The following is a 17,425-nucleotide window of genomic DNA, read 5'->3' as shown; positions in this document are numbered from 1 at the left end:
CTTCGGTGTGACGAAGGCCCGCACGCTCACTTGAGCGTGACGAAGGCCCGCACGCTCACTTGAGCGTGATGAAGGCCCACACGCTCACTTGAGCGTGATGAAAGCGATGTAGCTCTGGTCGCCGATGGTGCCGGTGGTGGTGGTCATGGCGCCGACCGACTTGCCGGTGAAGGTCATGCTGGCGTCGATGGTGCCGTTGCCGTCCATGTCGCAATGGACCGTGGCCCCCTTGTAGCCGTCGGCGCCGCCCATCTCCTCCCAGCTCAGCTTCGACACGCCGGCCTTGTAGCCCCACATCGTCGCCCACTCGCCCTGCTCCAGGTCGGTGACGGTCGACCAGGTGACTTCGGGGTTGCGGCCGTCCACGAAGAAGGTGTCCTGCCCGGCGCCGCCGATCAGCCAGTTGGAGCCGGACCCGCCGTCCAGCACGTCGTCGCCCGCCCCGCCGAAGGCGGCGTCGTTGCCGCCCAGCAGGTTCATGAAGTCGTTGCCGTCGGAGCCGCCCAGCACCTCGCTGCGGCCGTCGCCCATGAAGGTCCACTGCAGGGTCGTGACCGGCCCGTCGTAGGCGTAGGCCTTCACGTCCTCCTGCACCCCGTCCACGATGCGCTGCATGGCGACCGAAGGACGGTTGTCCGCCGGCGGGGTCGTGGTCGGCGGGTTGGTGGTCGGCTGATCCGTCGGCGGATTGGTGGTGGGCTGGTCCGCCGGCGGGTTGGAGGTCGGCTGCCCGCTCACCAGCGAGACGTTGCTGCCGCTGACCTGGAACTGGTCGGCGGAGAAGCTGCCGGCAAAGCGCAGCGTGACGTCGCCGCCGGGGTTGGCGTCGGTGCCGATGTGCAGCAGGGTGACGCCGTTCACCGTCTCCGCCTGGACCTGCCCGGCGCCGAGCGCCGCGCCGTTGCCGGCGGTCACGCCGCCGCCCATGGCCGTGCCGACGATCGTGAAGACGTCGCCGACGGCGGCCCCGGTGATGCCGTTGGTGAAGCCGTTCGCCTGGGCGGCGGTCATCGTCACCGTGTGGCGGGCGCTGCCGACCAGATCCAGCGTCTCCACATTGGCCAGGGTCATGCCGGAGATGTTGATTTGCGGCGTCGCGGTGTAGCTCTGGCCTTCCGGACCGGCGATGTTGTCGGAGGTGATGCGCAGCGTGTCGTTGCCGGCCCCGCCGTCGAAGGACACCGTGCCCGCGTCCAGCGAGTTGCCGATCACCAGGGTGTCGTTGCCGGCGTCGCCGGTGATGACGTCGGCCTCGGCGTAGGTGCCGTGGTCGCCATTGTAGAAGATGTCGTCGCCGTCGCCGCCGTGCATCGTGTCGGCGTCCCAGTCACCGAAGATGGTGTCGTTGCCGGCCCCGCCTTCGATGGAGTCCTCGCCGCCGCCGCCGACGATCAGGTCGTTGCCGTCCTCGCCGTACAGCACGTCGCGGTCGGCGCGGCCGAAGAGCTGGTCGTTGCCGGCGCCGGCGTGGATGGTGTCGTTGCCGTCGCCGCTCTCCAGCGTGTCGTCGCCGACGCTGCCGATCTCGACGTCGTTGCCGGCATGGCCCCAGAACCAGACGGGGCTGTTGCCGGCGACCAAGCGGTCGTCGTAGTTGGTGCCGATCCATCGCTCGATGCTGACGAAGGTGTCGCCCGCGGCCTCGCCGGCGTTGTTGGCCGGGTTGCCGAGATCGAGCACGATGCCCGCCGTGGCGTCCTCGTAGGTGGCGACGTCGAAGTTGTTGCCGCCGTTCAGCAGGTCGGCGCCCGGGCCGCCGTTCAGCGTGTCGTTGCCCTCGTTGCCGATCAGCGTGTCGTTGCCGGCGCCGCCGATCAGCGTGTCCTCGTCCATCCCGCCGACCAGGGAGTCGTTGCCGCCCAGGCCGTTGATCAGGTTGGGGGTGTTGTCGCCGATCAGCGTGTCGTTGCCGGCGGTCGCGGTGCCGGTGACGGCCAGCAGGTGCGGCCAGGCTTCCTGCCCGGCGAAGGGGGACGCGGCGCGGATCGGACCGGTCGCGACGTCCAGATCCCACACGCCGCCCTGGTCGGCATGGCCCAGCGGGCGCGTCGCCGCGGCGACCCGTGCGCCGGTGGCGGCGGCCAGCCGGCTCATGAAGCGTTGCCCGGCCTCGCCCGCACCGGCGCGGCAGGCGTGGATGTGGATCTCGGTGCCCTGCGCGTCCGGCCAGGCGCGGTCGAGGAGCGACATCGCGTCCAGCGGCCGGGCGCCCAGCCAGACCCGCCCCGGCTCGCCATGGGCGACCAGATGCACGGCGGCCGGTCGCTGGGCAAGCACCGAGGCCAGAATGGCGTGGGCATCATCGGTGGGGGAAACGCGCACGGTATGAATGCCGGAGCGCTGGTGGCCGAGCAGGGTGTCGAGATCCGCAAGCCCGGCGTCCGCGATGATGAATTCGATCAAGGGTAACACTCCTTGGAATGTGTTGTTGGTCGCAGGGGGCGCCCTGTCGCATCGTTCGCGTACGTGGCGAACCTCGCGACGAACCAACACATGAGTTTCCAAGGCCTGTTTCCGCAATTCCCTAAGAAGAAATACCGCCTCCTCTACGCGGAGGCAGTCTTGCAGGTATCTCATATTTTGAAGAGGTGGTCTCTTCGGCCTTATGATCTTCGATGAACTGTATAGATAATAATGTGAAGAGTCTTTATGCGGGGGATCAGTCCTTCGTGTTATTGCGCCGGCAAGCGTTACCTCTTGCGTCGACGGCCAGCCCGAACGACGCGGCACCCGATCTTTCGGGTAGGGACACCGGTGTGCGGTCGCGCCGCGCACCGGTGTCCGCCCGCAAGATCAGGCGGTGATGGTGGAGTGCTTCTTGGTGTCGCGCATCAGCAGGTAGACCAGCAGCGACACCGCGATGCAGCCGGTCAGGTAATAGTAGAACCACGGCTCGTGGCCCATCGACTTGAACCACAGGGCGATGGGCTCGGCGGTGCCGCCGAAGATCGACACGGTCAGGGCGTAGGGCAGTCCGACGCCGGTGGCGCGCACGCCGGCCGGGAACAGCTCCGCCTTCACCACGGCGTTGATGGAGGTGTAGCCGGTGACGATCATCCAGGCGGCGGCCACCAGCAGGAAGGCGGTCGTCGCGTCGTGGGCGTGCTGCAGGGCGGTCAGCAGCGGGATGGTGAACAGCGTGCCCGACACGCCGAAGGCGATCAGCAGCGTCTTGCGGCCGATCCGGTCGGAGATGGCGCCGTAGATCGGCTGCAGCATCAGCGCGAAGATCAGCGAGCCGGCGGTGACCAGCGTCGTCTCGTTGTCAGACAGCTTCACCGACAGGCGCAGGAACTTCTGCATGTAGGTGGTGTAGGTGTAGAAGGCCGCGGTGCCCCCGATGGTCAGGCCGATCACCAGCATGACCTCGCGCGGGTGGCGCATCAGGGCGCGCAGCGCGCTTTCCTGTGGTGCCTGTTTCTTGGCGGCGAGGAAGCTGTCGGTTTCATGCAGGTTGCGGCGCATGACCGCGGCGATGATGGCGAGCAGGCCGCCGACCGCGAACGGGATGCGCCAGCCCCAGGCGCGCAGCTCGTCCGCCGTCAGGAAGACCTGCTGGAGCAGCAGCAGCACCGAGATGGCGCAGAGCTGCCCGCCGATCAGCGTCACGTACTGGAAGCTGGAATAGAAGCCGCGGTTCTTGGAATCGGCCATCTCGCTGAGGTAGGTGGCGCTGGTCCCGTACTCCCCGCCCAGGCTGAGGCCCTGCACGATGCGGGCGAAGGCCAGGATGACCGGGGCCGCGAAGCCGATGGAGGCGTAGGACGGCGTCACCGCGATGACCATCGAGCCGAAGCACATCAGCAGCACCGAAATGGTCAGCGAGGTGCGGCGGCCGTAGCGGTCGGCGATGTGGCCGAACAGCCAGCCGCCGATGGGGCGGACCAGGAAGCCGGCGGCGAACAGCACCGCGGCGTTCAGCTGCTGGACCAGCTCGTCCCCATCCGGAAAGAAGGACTTGGCGAAATAGAGCGCGAAGGCGGCGTAGGCGTAGAAATCGTACCATTCCACCAGATTGCCGATGGAGCCGATGAAGATGGCTTTCAGGCGGCGGCGCATGTCGGCAAAGCCGCCGGCCGTCGCGGAGTCGGCGAGGGTGGAGTCGTTGGCGGTCACGGACGCGGGCTTCAAGGCTGTCCTCCCGTTTCTTGCTGTGTGAACGTTCGGGGCACCCCTTACAAGATCGGGACCAACGCGCCGGGGCTTGGCAAGGCTTTGACTTTCAACAAGAATATGCGGAAAGAGTGATGGTCGTCGGCGGGTTTCCGCCGAAAACCCGCGCCACCGTCGGCGGATATCCGCCGATGATGGCGGGAGCAAGGACGATGGGCATGCAGGTGGGACGGAGAGGGGACAGGCTGTCCGCGGCGGCGAGGCGGCTCGTCGCCCGCGGGACCGGCGGGATGATCGTCCTGCTCGCCCTGCTGGCGGCGCTGTCGGGGTGGGTGGCCGGCGAGGCCGTGCGGCGGCGGGCGCTGGACGACATGCGCGCGGCCGGCTACCAGCGCCTGGACCTCTACGCCAGCATGGTGTCCACGGCGCTGGAGAAATACTCCTACCTGCCGTCCCTGCTGACCCGCGATCCCGACATCCGCGCCCTGCTGGCGGCACCCGGCGACGCCGCGCTGGCGGAGCGGGTCGACCGCAACCTGGAGGTCGTCAACGCGGACGCGCGCTCCGCCGCCCTGTACGTCATGGACGGCCACGGTGTGGCGCTGGCGGCGAGCAACTGGCGGGAGCCGGGTTCCTTCGTCGGCTACCATTACGAGTTCCGGCCCTATTTCATGCAGGCGGTCGCCCGGGGCAGCGGGCGCTACTACGGCGTCGGGGTGACGACCAGCCGGCCGGGCTACTTCATCGCCGGCTCCGCCCACGGCCCGGACGGGGCGGTGACCGGGGTGGTGGTGGTGAAGGTGGACCTGGACCCCCTGCAGCAGGAATGGGCGCGCGGCGGCGAGGGGGTGATGCTGACCGACGCCAACAAGGTCGCCATCCTGGCCAGCCGCCCGGACTGGCGCTATGGCACGCTGGCCGACCCCACGCCGGAGATCGCTGCGGAGATCGCCGCCACCCGGCAATACGCCGACGCGACGCTCCACCGCCTGAACTTTGTGGAGACCGAGCGTTTGCCGGGTGGGGAGCGGATTATCAGCACCGGCAAGCGCCGCGCGCTGATGCTGTCGCGCCCGCTGCCGGACCTCGGCTGGACTCTGCATTTCGTCAGCGACCTCGCCCCGGTCGCGCAACGCCAGCGCGACACCGGCGTCATGGCGGGGGCGGGCATTCTGGCGGCCGGGCTGCTGGTCCTGGCGCTGCGCCAGCGCCGCCTGCGCCAGCGCACGCTGCTGGAGGCGCGCGCCGCCGTCGCCGACGCGCTGCGCGCCGCCCGCGACGAGCTGGAGCGCAAGGTGGAGGAGCGCACCGCCGACCTGCGCGGCGCGCAGGAGGAGCTGGTCCACGCCGGCAAGATGGCGGCGCTGGGCCAGATGTCGGCGGCGCTGGCGCACGAGATCAACCAGCCGCTGGCGGCGATCCGCACCTTCATCGCCTCCACCCGCGTCTTCGCGGAGCGGGGCGACCTCGCCACCGTCGCGACCAACCTCGACATGATCGACGACCTGACCGGCCGCATGGCGGAGATCACCGGCCACCTGAAGACCTTCGCCCGCAAGAGCCCCGGCCGGCGCGAGGCGGTGGCGCTCGAGCGGGCGCTCGACCGCGCGCTTCTGCTGGTGGAGCCGTCCCTGCGCCAGGACGGCATCGACCTGGACCGGCAGCCCGGCCCCGACGCCTGGGTGATGGGCGACGCGATCCGGCTGGAGCAGGTCTTCGTCAACCTGCTGCGCAACGCCGCCGACGCCATGAAGGACGCGCCGCAGCGCCGCCTGACGGTCACCGTGGCGGATGGCGGCGATCTGTGGGAGGTGCGCGTCGCCGACACCGGCACCGGCATCGCCGCGGCGGACCTGGACAAGCTGTTCGACCCCTTCTTCTCCACCAAGGAGGTCGGGCAGGGGCTCGGGCTGGGTCTTTCGTTGTCCTACGGCATCGTGCAAGACTTCGGCGGCACCCTGCGGGCGGAGAACGGTCCCGGCGGCGGTGCCGTCTTCGCCGTCTCCCTGCCCAAGGCGGCCGCCCCCTCCCCCGGATCGGAGACCTTACATGTCTGAGCCCTGCGACGTCCTTGTCGTCGACGACGAACAGCCGGTGCGGCTGGCGCTGGTCCAGTGGCTGGGGCTGGCCGGGCTGCGCACCGTGGCGCTGGAGGACGCATCGGCGGCGCTGGACCGGCTGGACACGGACTTTCCGGGCATCCTGGTCACCGACATCCGCATGCCCAGGATGGACGGACTGACCCTGATGCGCCACGCGCTGGAGCGCGACCCCGACCTGCCGGTCGTGCTGGTCACCGGGCACGGCGACATCGCCATGGCGGTGGACGCCATGCGGCAGGGTGCCTACGACTTCATCGAAAAGCCCTTCGTGCCCGACCGGCTGGTCGACACGCTGCGCCGGGCCTGCGAGAAGCGGCGGCTGGTGCTGGAAAATCGCCGGCTGCGCCGGCAGGTGACCGCCGACAGCGGCATCGAGGCGCGCCTGCTCGGCACCTCGGCGGTGATGGACGCGCTGCGGCGGCAGGTGCTCGACCTCTCGGGCACCAGCGTCAACGTCATCATCCATGGCGAGACCGGCACCGGCAAGGAGCTGGTCGCCCGCTGCCTGCACGATCTGGGGCCGCGCGCCGGCCATCCCTTCGTCGCCGTCAACTGCGGCGCCATCCCCGAAAGCATGTTCGAAAGCGAGTTCTTCGGCCACGAGGCCGGCGCCTTCACCGGGGCGGTCGGGCGGCGGGCCGGCAAGTTCGAGCACGCGCACCGGGGTACGCTGTTCCTCGACGAGATCGAGAGCATGCCGATGGCCTTGCAGGTCAAGGTGCTGCGCACCCTTCAGGAGCGGACCGTCGAGCCGCTGGGCTCCAACCGGTCGATCCCCGTGGACGTGCGCACGGTCGCGGCCACCAAGGTGGACCTGCTGGAGGCGGTGCGGGCGGGGCGCTTCCGCGAGGATCTCTACTACCGCCTGTCGGTGGCGGACATCCGCATCCCGGCGCTGCGCGACCGGGCCGAGGACATCCCGCTGCTGTTCGAGCATTTCGTGGCCGAGGCGGCGCGCGTCCACAACCGCACGCCCCGCGCGCCCACCGCTGACGATCGGGCGGCGCTGGTCGCCCACGGCTGGCAGGGGAACGTGCGCGAGCTGCGGAACGCGGCGGAGCGCTTCGCGCTCAGCCTCGGGGACGGGGCGCTGTCCCCGGGGCCGGGAAGCGGCGGTGGAAGCCCGTCGCCCGCCGACCTCCGCCCCCTGGCCGAGCTGGTGGCCGATTTCGAAAGCCGCAAAATCCGCGCCGCCTTCGCCGCCTGCGACGGCGACGTCGGCCGGGTGATGGAACGGCTGGACATCCCCCGCCGCACGCTGAACGAAAAGATGCAGCGCTACGGCATCGACCGCCAAGCCTTCCTGCCGGCGGGCCGAAAGGGCGTATAAACCGCAATTTCCGCCCCTTCCGCGCCGGCAACACACCATGCTTTTGCACAAGTTGCCCAAAAGGCGCGTCGGTTGGTACCATCCGTCCCTTCGGCAGGGCTGCTCGACCGGCTCCGCCAAGGGGAGGATACGCTGATGGAGAACGCCAAAGCGGCGCACATCAACGAGCTGGTCCGCGTTTCGGAAGGCGTCCCGTCGGGCCGCGACGCCATCATCGCGGATTCCTGGCGCCGTTGCGTGACGGATCACAAGCTGGACCCCACCGTCCGGCGCGAGGCCTACATCGTCCCGCACGAGTCACTGTGCGTGCACCGCGACGCCATGGACGAGTTCCTGCGCATGGCCCGCTTCGGGCTGGAGGCGCTGTACCGGCAGGTCGCCGGCATGGGCTACGCGCTGCTGCTGACCGACAGCAAGGGCGTCACGGTCGATTTCATCGGCGATCCGGCCGCCGACGGTTCGCTGCGGCGGGCGGGGCTCTATCTGGGTGCGGACTGGAACGAGGGGCGGGCCGGCACCTGCGCGGTCGGCACCTGCATCGCCACGGGCGAGGCCCTGACCGTCCACCAGACCGACCATTTCGACGCGACGCACATCCCGCTGACCTGCACGGCCGCGCCGGTCTTCGACAGCGGCGGCGACCTCGCGGCGGTGCTGGACATCTCCGCGCTGCGCTCGCCGGAGCCGAAGATCAGCCAGTACCTCGCCCTGCAGCTGATCAAGGCTTACGCCCACAAGATCGAGAACGCCAACCTCTACAACAGCTTCCGCCGGGAATGGGTGGTCAAGCTCTCCGCCTCGCAGGAGTTCGCGGAGGTCGATCCGGACTTCGTGATCGCGCTGGACGGCGCCGGCCGGATCATCGGCTTCAACCACCGGGCCTTCCAGCTGCTGGAGCGGGAGAGCGGCGTCGGGCGGGCGGGGCTGCTGGGGCGGTCCTTCTCCGACCTGTTCGACTGCCGGGTGGACGATCTGGTGCGGTTCGTCCGCTCCCTGCCGACCGACCAGCGCACCATCCGCCTGCGCCGCAGCGGCACGCCCCTCTTCGCCCAGGCCATGCCGCCGCCGGCCATCACCGTGCCGCGCCCGTCCAGCGGCGAGGAGGATCGGTTGCCCAAGCCCCTCCAGGCCGTGTCCGGGGGCGACCCGGCGCTGAAGGCGCTGCTGACGCGCGCCGCCAAGCTCGTCAACACCCGCATGAGCCTGCTGATTCACGGCGAGACCGGGACCGGCAAGGAGCATCTCGCCAAGGCGCTGCACCGGGCGAGCGTGCGGGCGGGCAAACCCTTCGTCGCGGTGAACTGCGCCGCCCTGCCCGAGGCGCTGATCGAAAGCGAGCTGTTCGGCTACGAGCCCGGTTCCTTCACCGGGGCGACCTCGCGCGGCAAGAAGGGCCTGATCCTGGAGGCCGACGGCGGCACCCTGTTCCTGGACGAGATCGGCGACATGCCGCTGTCCTCCCAGACCCGCCTGCTGCGCGTCCTGGCGGAGCGCGAGGTGACGCCCATCGGCCGCACCAAGGCGGTGTCGGTGGACGTGCGCGTGATCGCCGCGACGCACCGCGACCTCGTGGAGCTGGTCAAGGCCCGCAAGTTCCGCGACGACCTCTATTTCCGCCTGAACGGTGCGGTGTTCACGCTGCCGCCGCTGCGCCAGCGCGGCGACCTCGACTGGCTGATCGACCGCGTGCTGGCCGAGCGGGCGGAGCGCGACGGCATCGACTACCGCATCGCCGCCCCCGCCATGGCCGCGCTGCGCGCCCACGGCTGGCCCGGCAACGTGCGCGAGCTGGTCAACGCGCTCGACTACTCCTGCGCCGTCTGCACGGACGGCCTGATCGAACTGGCCGACATTCCCGACCCCGTGCAGCGCACGGGCGTCTTCGAAGCCTGGCCCGCCCCCGCCCCGGAACCGATTATGGAACTTGGTGGGGACGGCGACGATCCCGCCGGCCGCCTGCGCGACGTGCTGCGCCGCCTGCACTGGAACGTCTCGGCGGCGGCGCGGGAGCTGGGCGTCGACCGCTCGACCATCCACCGCCAGATGCGCCGCTACGGCATCGTCCCCCCGCACCGCGCGGAGTAAGCGTCCGGTATTCCGCAACCGCTGTGCGACTGAACCGGGTTTCCGCCACCTTTCCGTCGTCATCCCCGCGAAGGCGGGGATCCAGGCCGTTTAGGCACTCAAGCGCGAAGCCTTCTGGATCCCCGCCTTCGCGGGGATGACGGGATGGGATGGTGGTTGCCGGTGGCAGGTCGCGTCGAACGGCTGAAGTCACGCCTAAGCGCGCCACACCTGTTGCACGGGCCGTGCAACAGCCGCTGCAACAGGTGTGGTGGCCGCAACAGGGGGCGCTGCACGGCCCTTTCCGCGCAACCCACTGCAATCCTTCAACAATCGGCCCCACTCATCATCTGGCACGGTGATTGCCTTGTAGCCCATCGAACCATCCGCTCGAAGGGGAAGGCAGCGTGGCACCGGTCGTCGGCATCATCGCCAATCCAGTCTCCGCCCGCGACATCCGCCGGGTCGTGGCGAACGCCGCGAACCTGCAGATCACGGACCGTGCGAACATCGTCCTGCGGGTCCTGGCGGCGCTGCGCGCCTGCGGGGTCGCCGACGTCCTGATGATGCCGGAGCATGGCGGCATCGGCCGCCATGTGGCGCGCGGCATCGCACGGGCGGCGGCGCACGGCGAGGCGCCCTACCCCGCCATCCACCCGTTGCCGATGCCGGTCACCGGCACCGTCGCGGACACCCACCGCGCGGCGGCGGAGATGCGCGACGCCGGGGTGGCCGCCATCGTCGTGCTGGGCGGCGACGGCACGCACCGGGCCGTGGTGGCGCAGTGCGGGAGCGTGCCCATCGCCGGCATCTCCACCGGCACCAACAACGCCTTCCCCGAACACCGCGAGCCGACCATCACCGGGCTCGCCACGGGCCTTGCCGTCACCGGCCAAGTGCCCGCCCACATCGCCTTCACGCCGAACAAGCGCATCGACGTTTCGGTCAACGGCCAGCCCGTGGAGATCGCGCTGGTCGACGTCGCCCTGGTGGCGGAGCGCTATGTCGGCGCCCGCGCCCTGTGGAAGCCGGAGAGCTTCCGGGAGCTGTTCGTCACCTTCGCCGACCCGGAGGCCATCGGCATGTCGGCCATCGCCGGCCTGCTGGAGCCGGTGTCGCGGGCGGAGAGCGGCGGGCTGATGGTGCGGCTGGCCCAGCCGGACGCGGGCGCCACTGTTCTGCGCGCCCCCATCGCGCCGGGGCTGATGGCGCCGGTGGGCGTCACCGACTGGCGCCGCATGCCGGCTGGCGTGCCCTTCGTGCCGGAGGCCAAGGCCGGCTCCATCGCGCTCGACGGTGAGCGGGAAATCGCTTTTTCGGCGCGCGACCGCGTGTCCCTGACGCTCCGGGACGACGCCTTCCGCACCGTGAACGTGGGCGGCTGCATGCGGCACGCCGCCCAGAACAGGCTGCTGACCAGCACCCCCGTGCCGGCCGTGGCCACGCTTTGAAGAACCAAAAGGGAGAAACGACCGTGTCCGACACTTTGAAAGAATCCGGGGCCAACGAGTTTGGACCGTTCCCGCTGAACAAGGCGGACCTGCTCCAGGCCTACCGCACCATGCGGACCATCCGCGAGTTCGAGGAGCGTCTGCACATCGACTTCGCCAAGGGCGACATTCCGGGCTTCGTGCACCTCTACGCCGGCGAGGAGGCCTGCGCCACCGGCATCATGATGCACCTGAACGACAACGACCGCATCGCCTCCACCCACCGCGGCCACGGCCACTGCATCGCCAAGGGCGTGGACGTGCACGAGATGATGGCGGAGATCTACGGGCGCGCCACCGGTGCCTGCCGGGGCAAGGGCGGCTCCATGCACATCGCCGACCTGTCCAAGGGCATGATGGGTGCGAACGGCATCCTGGGTGCCGGGGCGCCGCTGATCTGCGGGGCGGCGCTGGCCGCCAAGTTCCGCGGCGACGGCGGGGTCGGCATCACCTTCGTCGGCGACGGCGCGTCGAACCAGGGCACCTTCCTGGAAAGCCTGAACCTCGCGGCGGTGTGGAACCTGCCGGTGATCTTCGTGGTGGAGAACAACCACTACGCCGAATCCACCGCCATGGAATGGGCGGTCTCCTGCGACAGCTACGTCGACCGCGCCACCGGCTTCGGCCTGCCGGGCGTGACGGTGGACGGTACCGACTTCTTCGCGGTGTACGAGGCGGCCGGCGAGATCATCAAGCGCGCCCGCGAGGGCGGCGGCCCGGCGCTGCTGGAATGCAACATGGTCCGCTTCTACGGCCATTTCGAAGGCGATGCCCAGACCTACCGCGCCAAGGGCGAGGTGGAGGCCCTGCGCGCCAGCCGCGACTGCATCAAGATCCTCGCCGAACGCCTGATCGAGGCCGGCACCGTCGCCCGCGCGGAGCTGGAGTCCGTCGACGGCGAGGTGGCCGCCCTGATCGAGGATGCCGTCCGCTGCGCCAAGGCGGCCCCGCTGCCCGCCGCCGCCGACCTTCTGAAGGACGTTTACGTCGCCTATTGAGCGCCCGCTCCCAAAAAACGGCATTCACCGGAGGAAACATCATGTCCCGCAAGATCAGCATGAAGACGGCGATCAACGAGGCGCTGGACCTCGAAATGCGCCGCGACCCGACCGTGATCCTCATGGGCGAGGACATCGTCGGCGGCACCGGCGCGCCCGGCGAGGACGACGCCTGGGGCGGCGTGCTGGGCGTCACCAAGGGCCTGTTCGCCAAGCACGGCAACCGGCTGATGGACACGCCGCTGTCGGAATCCGCCTACATCGGGGCCGCCATCGGCGCCGCCGCCTGCGGCATGCGCCCGGTGGCCGAGCTGATGTTCATGGACTTCATGGGCGTCTGCTTCGACCAGATCTTCAATCAGGCGGCCAAGTTCCGCTACATGTTCGGCGGCAAGGCGGAAACGCCGGTGGTCATCCGCGGCATGGTCGGCGCGGGCTTCCGCGCGGCGGCCCAGCATTCGCAGATGCTGACCCCGCTGTTCACCCACATCCCCGGCCTGAAGGTCGTCTGCCCCTCCAACGCCTACGACGCCAAGGGGCTGCTGATCCAGTCGATCCGCGACAACGACCCGGTCATCTTCTGCGAGCACAAGAACCTCTACGGCCACGAGACGGAGGTCCCGGCCGAGTCCTACGCCATCCCCTTCGGCGAGGCGAACGTGCTGCGCGACGGCGACCACGTCACCATCGTCAGCTACGGCCTGACCGTGCACCGCGCCATGGACGCCGCCGACGCCCTGACCAGGGAGAAGGTGGAGGCGGAGGTCATCGACCTGCGCACCCTGTCGCCCATTGACTGGGACACCATCATCGACAGCGTGGAGCGGACCGGCCGGCTGGTCGTGGTGGACGAGGCGCACCCGCGCTGCAACCTCGCCACCGACATCTCCGCCTTCGTCGCGCAGAACGCTTTCGGCGCGCTGAAGGCCGGCATCCAGATGGTGACGCCGCCGCACACGCCGGTGCCCTTCTCGCCCTCGCTGGAAGACCTCTACATCCCCAGCGCCGACGCCATCGCGGCCGCCGTCCGCAAGACCCTGTCCCCCGCGTCGCGTTCCAGCGTCGCCGCCTGATCCCGGAGCACCGTTTCCATGTCCACCGTTCACGAGCGCATCAAGCCCATCGTCATGCCCAAGTGGGGCCTGTCCATGTCGGAGGGCAAGGTCACCGGCTGGCTGAAGCAGCCGGGGGCCACCGTCAACCTCGGCGACGAGCTGCTGGAGGTTGAGACCGACAAGATCACCAACGTGGTCGAGGCTGGCGAGACCGGCATCCTGCGCCGCGTGCTGGGCGAGCCCGGCACCGTCTACCCCGTGAAGGCGCTGATCGCCGTGCTGGCCGAACCCGACGTGCCGGACAGCGACATCGACGCCTTCATCGCCTCCTACGCCGTGCCGTCCGCGGACGACGGGGAAGAGGGGGCGGAGGCCGGCCCGCGCTACGAGTTCGCCGAGACGGCGGCCGGCAGCCTCCGCTACGCCCGGCGCGGCGACGGGGCAAAGACCGTCCTGCTGGTCCACGGCTTCGGCGGCGACCTCGACAACTGGCTGTTCACCATCGACGCGCTGGCGGAAGGTGCCACGGTCTACGCGCTCGACCTGCCGGGGCACGGCCAGTCCACCAAGCAGATCGCCAACCCGTCGCTGTCCGGCCTGTCGAAGGCGGTGCTGGCCTTCATGGACGCGGTGGGGATCGGGGCCGCGCATCTGGTCGGCCACTCCATGGGCGGCGCCGTCTCCATGCGCACCGCGCTCGACGCGCCTGAGCGTGTAACGTCGCTGTCGCTGATCTGTTCGGCCGGTCTGGGGCGGGAGATCAACCTCGGCTACATCGACGGCTTCGTGAACGCCACGTCGCGGCGCGACCTGAAGCCGGCGCTGGAGCACCTGTTCGCCGACGCCGGGCTCGTCAGCCGCCAGATGATCGACGACCTGCTGAAGTACAAGCGGCTGGACGGCGTGGACGGCGCGCTTCGGGCGCTGTCCTCCGCCATGTTCGCGGACGGTGAGCAGAGCGCGGTCCTGGACGCCGCCATCGGCGCCGCCAACGTGCCGACGCTGGTCGTCTGGGGTGCGGAAGACCGCGTCATTCCCGCCGCCCACGCCACGGCGCTCGGCTCCACCGCACGGGCCGAGGTCATCCCCGGCGCTGGTCACATGGTGCAGATGGAGGCGGCCGGGAAGGTCAACGCCCTCATCAAGGAACACGTCACGAAAAACGCCTGACCTTTCCACCCGTCCGGCCGGCGTGCGGCTCTCCCCCACGCCGGCCCATGGAGACGAACCATGCCCAACCTCAAAGACAAGAGCATCATCGTCACCGGTGCCGGCCGCGGGATCGGCGCAACCATAGCCCGCGCGCTCGCGGCCGACGGCGCGCGGCTGATCATCGCCGATCGCACGGAGGACGATGCGAGGACGGTGGCGGATTCCATTCGCGCGAAGGGTGGCGCCGCCGTCCCGGTCACGGTGGACGTCCGCGACCGCGCTGCGGTCCGTCACATGATCGATACGGCCGTCACGTCCTTCGGACGCCTCGACGTCATCTTCAACAACGCGGGCGTCGCTCAGACCAAGCCTTTTCTCGACATCACGGAGGAGGACTGGCGTTTCGTCACCGACGTCAACGCCTTGGGCGTGCTGATCGGCATGCAGGAAGCGATCAAGACCTTTCGCGCGCAAGGCGGGGGTGGAAAGATCATCAACACGGCCTCCATCGCCGGCAAGCAGGGGTACGAACCGCTCGCTCATTACTCGGCCAGCAAGTTCGCGGTGGTGGCCCTGACCCAGGCGGCCGCGCGCGCCTTCGGCAAGGACAAGATCACCGCCAACGCGATCTGCCCCGGCGTCGTCGCGACGGAGATGTGGAAGATCATCGACAAGGGCTTCCGCGACACCGGCCTGACGACGGCCGAGGACGAGGCGTTCAACCATTTCGCGGCCGGTGCCGTGCTGGGCCGTCCTTCGACGCCGGAGGATTTGGTGGGGGTGGCGCGCTTCCTTGCCTCGTCCGATTCCGATTTCATGACCGGCCAATCCCTGCTGGTCGACGGCGGAATGGTCTTCGCCTGACCGCAATTCAGCGGTTTTGAGCCAAGGCGCACAGTTCAACGACAAGAATGGAGGAAACACCCATGAACATGATGAAGGCCGCCGTGTGGCACGGCCGGGGGGACATCCGGGTGGAGGAGGTGCCGCAGCCCGACGCGCCGCCCGCCGGCTGGGCGCGGATCAAGGTGCATTGGTGCGGCATCTGCGGATCGGACCTGCACGAATATGTGGCCGGGCCGGTGTTCATCCCGGTGAACGAGCCGCACCCGCTGACCGGCCTGAAGGGCCAGTGCATCCTGGGTCACGAGTTCAGCGGCGAGATCGTCGCGCTGGGCGAGGGCGTGACCGGCTTCGACATCGGCGACCCCGTGGCGGCCGACGCCTGCCAGCATTGCGGCACCTGCTATTACTGCAAAAAGGGCCTGTACAACATCTGCGAGAAGCTGGCCTTCACCGGCCTGATGAACAACGGCGCCTTCGCCAGCTACGTGAACGTTCCGGCGGAGCTTCTCTACAAGCTGCCGTCCGGCTTTCCGACCGAGGCCGGCGCGCTGATCGAACCTCTGGCCGTCGGCATGCACGCGGTGAAGAAGGCGGGCAGCATCGTCGGCGAGACGGTCGTGGTGGTCGGGGCCGGCACCATCGGGCTTTGCACCATCATGTGCGCCAAGGCCGCCGGGGCCGGGCGCGTGATCGTGCTGGAGATGTCGGCGGCCCGCAAGCAGAAGGCCCTGGAGGTCGGCGCCACCGTCGTGCTCGACCCCAAGGAATGCGACGCCGTCGCCGAGGTGAAGGCGCTGACCGGCGGCTATGGCGCCGACGTGTCCTTCGAATGCATCGGCCACCGCAGCACGGCGAAGCTCGCGCTCGACGTGATCCGCAAGGCGGGCAAGGCCGTGCTGATCGGCATCTTCGAGGAGCCGAGCGAGTTCAACTTCTTCGAGATCGTCGCGACGGAAAAGCAGGTCATCGGCTCGCTCGCCTACAACGGCGAATTCGCCGATGTCATCCGCTTCATCGCCGACGGGCGGCTGGACGTGCAGCCGCTGATCACCGGCCGCATCACTCTGGAGGACATCGTCGCGCGCGGGTTCGAGGAATTGGTCCACAACAAGGACCGCAACGTGAAGATCATCGTGCAGCCGGCGGCCCCGGCCGTCGCGGCGGAGTAAGGCCCATGCCCGCGTCGCACGCATCCGCACCAACTCATCAGCCGGTCCATCAGGCCGAGAAGCCCGTCTGGCTGCGCGCCCGCGTGTCCTCCAGCGGCACGCACGAGGACACGCGCGCGCTGGTCCGGCGGCACGGCCTGCACACCGTCTGCGAGGAGGCGGCCTGCCCCAACCTCGGCGAATGCTGGGGCAAGCGGCACGCCACCATGATGATCCTGGGCAGCGTGTGCACGCGGGCCTGCGCCTTCTGCAACGTGGCGACCGGCCGGCCCGACGCGCTCGACCCGCATGAGCCGGACCGGGTGGCCGAGGCGGTGGTGGAACTCGGCCTGCGCCATGTGGTGGTCACCTCGGTCGACCGCGACGACCTGCCGGACGGCGGCGCCCGGCAGTTCGTGCGCTGCATCGAGCGGATCCGCGAAGCCTCCCCCGCCACCACGGTGGAGATCCTCACCCCCGACTTCCGCAACAAGTCCGGCGCGGTCGAGGCGGTGGCCGACGCCCGGCCGGACGTCTACAACCACAATCTGGAGACGGTGCCGCGCCTCTACGCGACGGTGCGGCCGGGGGCGCGCTATTACCACTCGCTGCGCCTGCTCGACCGGGTGAAGGAGCGGCATCCGGCGATCTTCACCAAGTCCGGCATCATGCTGGGCCTGGGGGAGGAGCGGGCGGAGGTGCTTCAGGTCATGGACGACCTGCGGGTGGCCGGCGTCGATTTCCTGACCATCGGCCAGTATCTGCGCCCGACGCCCCGCCACCATCCCGTCGTTCGCTACGCCCCGCCGGAGGAGTTCGCGGAGTATGAGAGCATCGCGCGGGCCAAGGGGTTCCTGATGGTCTCCGCCAGCCCGCTGACCCGCTCCTCCTACCACGCCGGGCAGGACTTCGCGGAACTGCGCCGCCGCCGGGGCGCCTGACCCGCCTTAAAAGGGAAAGCCCCTCTCCCTCGAGGGGAGAGGGGTTGGGGTGAGGGTGGTTACGGGCGGCAGCCCGGAAAAATCGCCACTATGCCGGCGTTTATAGCCCCTGGCGGGGCTCCCCCTCATCCCAACCCTTCTCCCGCTCTCGGCGGCCAAAGGCCGCCTGTCGCCGGCAGCGCAAGC

Annotated in this window: 12 protein-coding genes; 10 read left to right on the top strand and 2 right to left on the bottom strand. The window is 69.5% G+C overall.

Going from position 1 to position 17,425, the window contains the following annotated elements; genetic code table 11:
- Positions 1-84: 84 nt before the first annotated feature.
- Both ACSVC7_RS07015 and ACSVC7_RS07010 read right to left on the bottom strand, forming a co-directional pair.
- A complete protein-coding gene (locus tag ACSVC7_RS07015; protein WP_448203938.1) occupies positions 85-2,403 on the bottom strand; it encodes a DUF4347 domain-containing protein in 2,319 nt (772 codons plus the stop codon).
- Between the two features lie 390 nt (positions 2,404-2,793).
- On the bottom strand, positions 2,794-4,131 hold the full coding sequence (locus ACSVC7_RS07010; protein ID WP_448203937.1) for an MFS transporter: 1,338 nt from the start codon (positions 4,129-4,131) through the stop codon (positions 2,794-2,796).
- Between the two features lie 194 nt (positions 4,132-4,325).
- On the opposite strand from ACSVC7_RS07010, the gene ACSVC7_RS07005 reads away from it, so the two are divergent.
- The 10 genes from ACSVC7_RS07005 to lipA all read left to right on the top strand — a co-directional run bounded on the left by ACSVC7_RS07005 (position 4,326) and on the right by lipA (position 17,239).
- The gene (locus ACSVC7_RS07005) at positions 4,326-6,170 is read left to right on the top strand and encodes a sensor histidine kinase (protein ID WP_448203936.1); all 1,845 of its coding nucleotides are present in this window, start codon (positions 4,326-4,328) and stop codon (positions 6,168-6,170) included.
- Positions 6,163-7,545, top strand: coding sequence for a sigma-54-dependent transcriptional regulator (locus ACSVC7_RS07000; RefSeq protein ID WP_448203935.1), 1,383 nt, complete (start codon positions 6,163-6,165; stop codon positions 7,543-7,545). The genes ACSVC7_RS07005 and ACSVC7_RS07000 overlap by 8 nt, the downstream gene beginning before the upstream one ends.
- Before the next feature lie 135 nt (positions 7,546-7,680).
- Positions 7,681-9,630 (top strand): sigma-54-dependent Fis family transcriptional regulator, encoded by a 1,950-nt coding sequence (locus tag ACSVC7_RS06995; RefSeq protein ID WP_448203934.1) that lies wholly within the window; start codon positions 7,681-7,683, stop codon positions 9,628-9,630.
- Positions 9,631-10,016: 386 nt separating this feature from the next.
- Positions 10,017-11,060, top strand: coding sequence for an ATP-NAD kinase family protein (locus ACSVC7_RS06990; protein ID WP_448203933.1), 1,044 nt, complete (start codon positions 10,017-10,019; stop codon positions 11,058-11,060).
- A gap of 23 nt (positions 11,061-11,083) precedes the next feature.
- Positions 11,084-12,097, top strand: a complete 1,014-nt coding sequence (locus ACSVC7_RS06985) for a thiamine pyrophosphate-dependent dehydrogenase E1 component subunit alpha (protein ID WP_448203932.1) — start codon at positions 11,084-11,086, stop codon at positions 12,095-12,097.
- 41 nt (positions 12,098-12,138) lie between these two features.
- Positions 12,139-13,170, top strand: a complete 1,032-nt coding sequence (locus tag ACSVC7_RS06980; RefSeq protein WP_448203931.1) for an alpha-ketoacid dehydrogenase subunit beta — start codon at positions 12,139-12,141, stop codon at positions 13,168-13,170.
- An 18-nt stretch (positions 13,171-13,188) separates the two neighbouring features.
- Positions 13,189-14,322: an acetoin dehydrogenase dihydrolipoyllysine-residue acetyltransferase subunit gene (locus ACSVC7_RS06975; RefSeq protein ID WP_448203930.1), complete on the top strand. Its 1,134-nt coding sequence runs from the start codon at positions 13,189-13,191 to the stop codon at positions 14,320-14,322.
- Between the two features lie 60 nt (positions 14,323-14,382).
- Positions 14,383-15,168, top strand: a complete 786-nt coding sequence (locus tag ACSVC7_RS06970; RefSeq protein WP_448203929.1) for an SDR family NAD(P)-dependent oxidoreductase — start codon at positions 14,383-14,385, stop codon at positions 15,166-15,168.
- 62 nt (positions 15,169-15,230) lie between these two features.
- Complete coding sequence (locus ACSVC7_RS06965) at positions 15,231-16,319, top strand: 2,3-butanediol dehydrogenase (protein WP_448203928.1); 1,089 nt, start codon at positions 15,231-15,233, stop codon at positions 16,317-16,319.
- Positions 16,320-16,324: 5 nt separating this feature from the next.
- Positions 16,325-17,239 carry a lipoyl synthase gene (gene lipA / locus ACSVC7_RS06960; protein ID WP_448203927.1) on the top strand — a complete coding sequence of 305 codons (915 nt, stop codon included), beginning with the start codon at positions 16,325-16,327 and terminating at the stop codon, positions 17,237-17,239.
- The last annotated feature ends 186 nt before the right edge of the window (positions 17,240-17,425 follow it).

The organism is Azospirillum mesophilum, from assembly GCF_053470405.2.
Note: the sequence above shows the minus strand (reverse complement) of the source record. Positions and strands in the feature narration are given on the sequence as shown.

Bases quoted from the DNA above. Each gene is read 5' to 3' on its own strand.
- ACSVC7_RS06995 (WP_448203934.1), top strand. From the start codon at position 7,681: ATGGAGAACGCCAAAGCGGCGCACATCAACGAGCTGGTCCGCGTTTCG.
- lipA (WP_448203927.1), top strand. From the start codon at position 16,325: ATGCCCGCGTCGCACGCATCCGCACCAACTCATCAGCCGGTCCATCAG.
- ACSVC7_RS06980 (WP_448203931.1), top strand. From the start codon at position 12,139: ATGTCCCGCAAGATCAGCATGAAGACGGCGATCAACGAGGCGCTGGAC.
- ACSVC7_RS06970 (WP_448203929.1), top strand. From the start codon at position 14,383: ATGCCCAACCTCAAAGACAAGAGCATCATCGTCACCGGTGCCGGCCGC.
- ACSVC7_RS06975 (WP_448203930.1), top strand. From the start codon at position 13,189: ATGTCCACCGTTCACGAGCGCATCAAGCCCATCGTCATGCCCAAGTGG.
- ACSVC7_RS07000 (WP_448203935.1), top strand. From the start codon at position 6,163: ATGTCTGAGCCCTGCGACGTCCTTGTCGTCGACGACGAACAGCCGGTG.
- ACSVC7_RS07005 (WP_448203936.1), top strand. From the start codon at position 4,326: ATGGGCATGCAGGTGGGACGGAGAGGGGACAGGCTGTCCGCGGCGGCG.
- ACSVC7_RS06965 (WP_448203928.1), top strand. From the start codon at position 15,231: ATGAACATGATGAAGGCCGCCGTGTGGCACGGCCGGGGGGACATCCGG.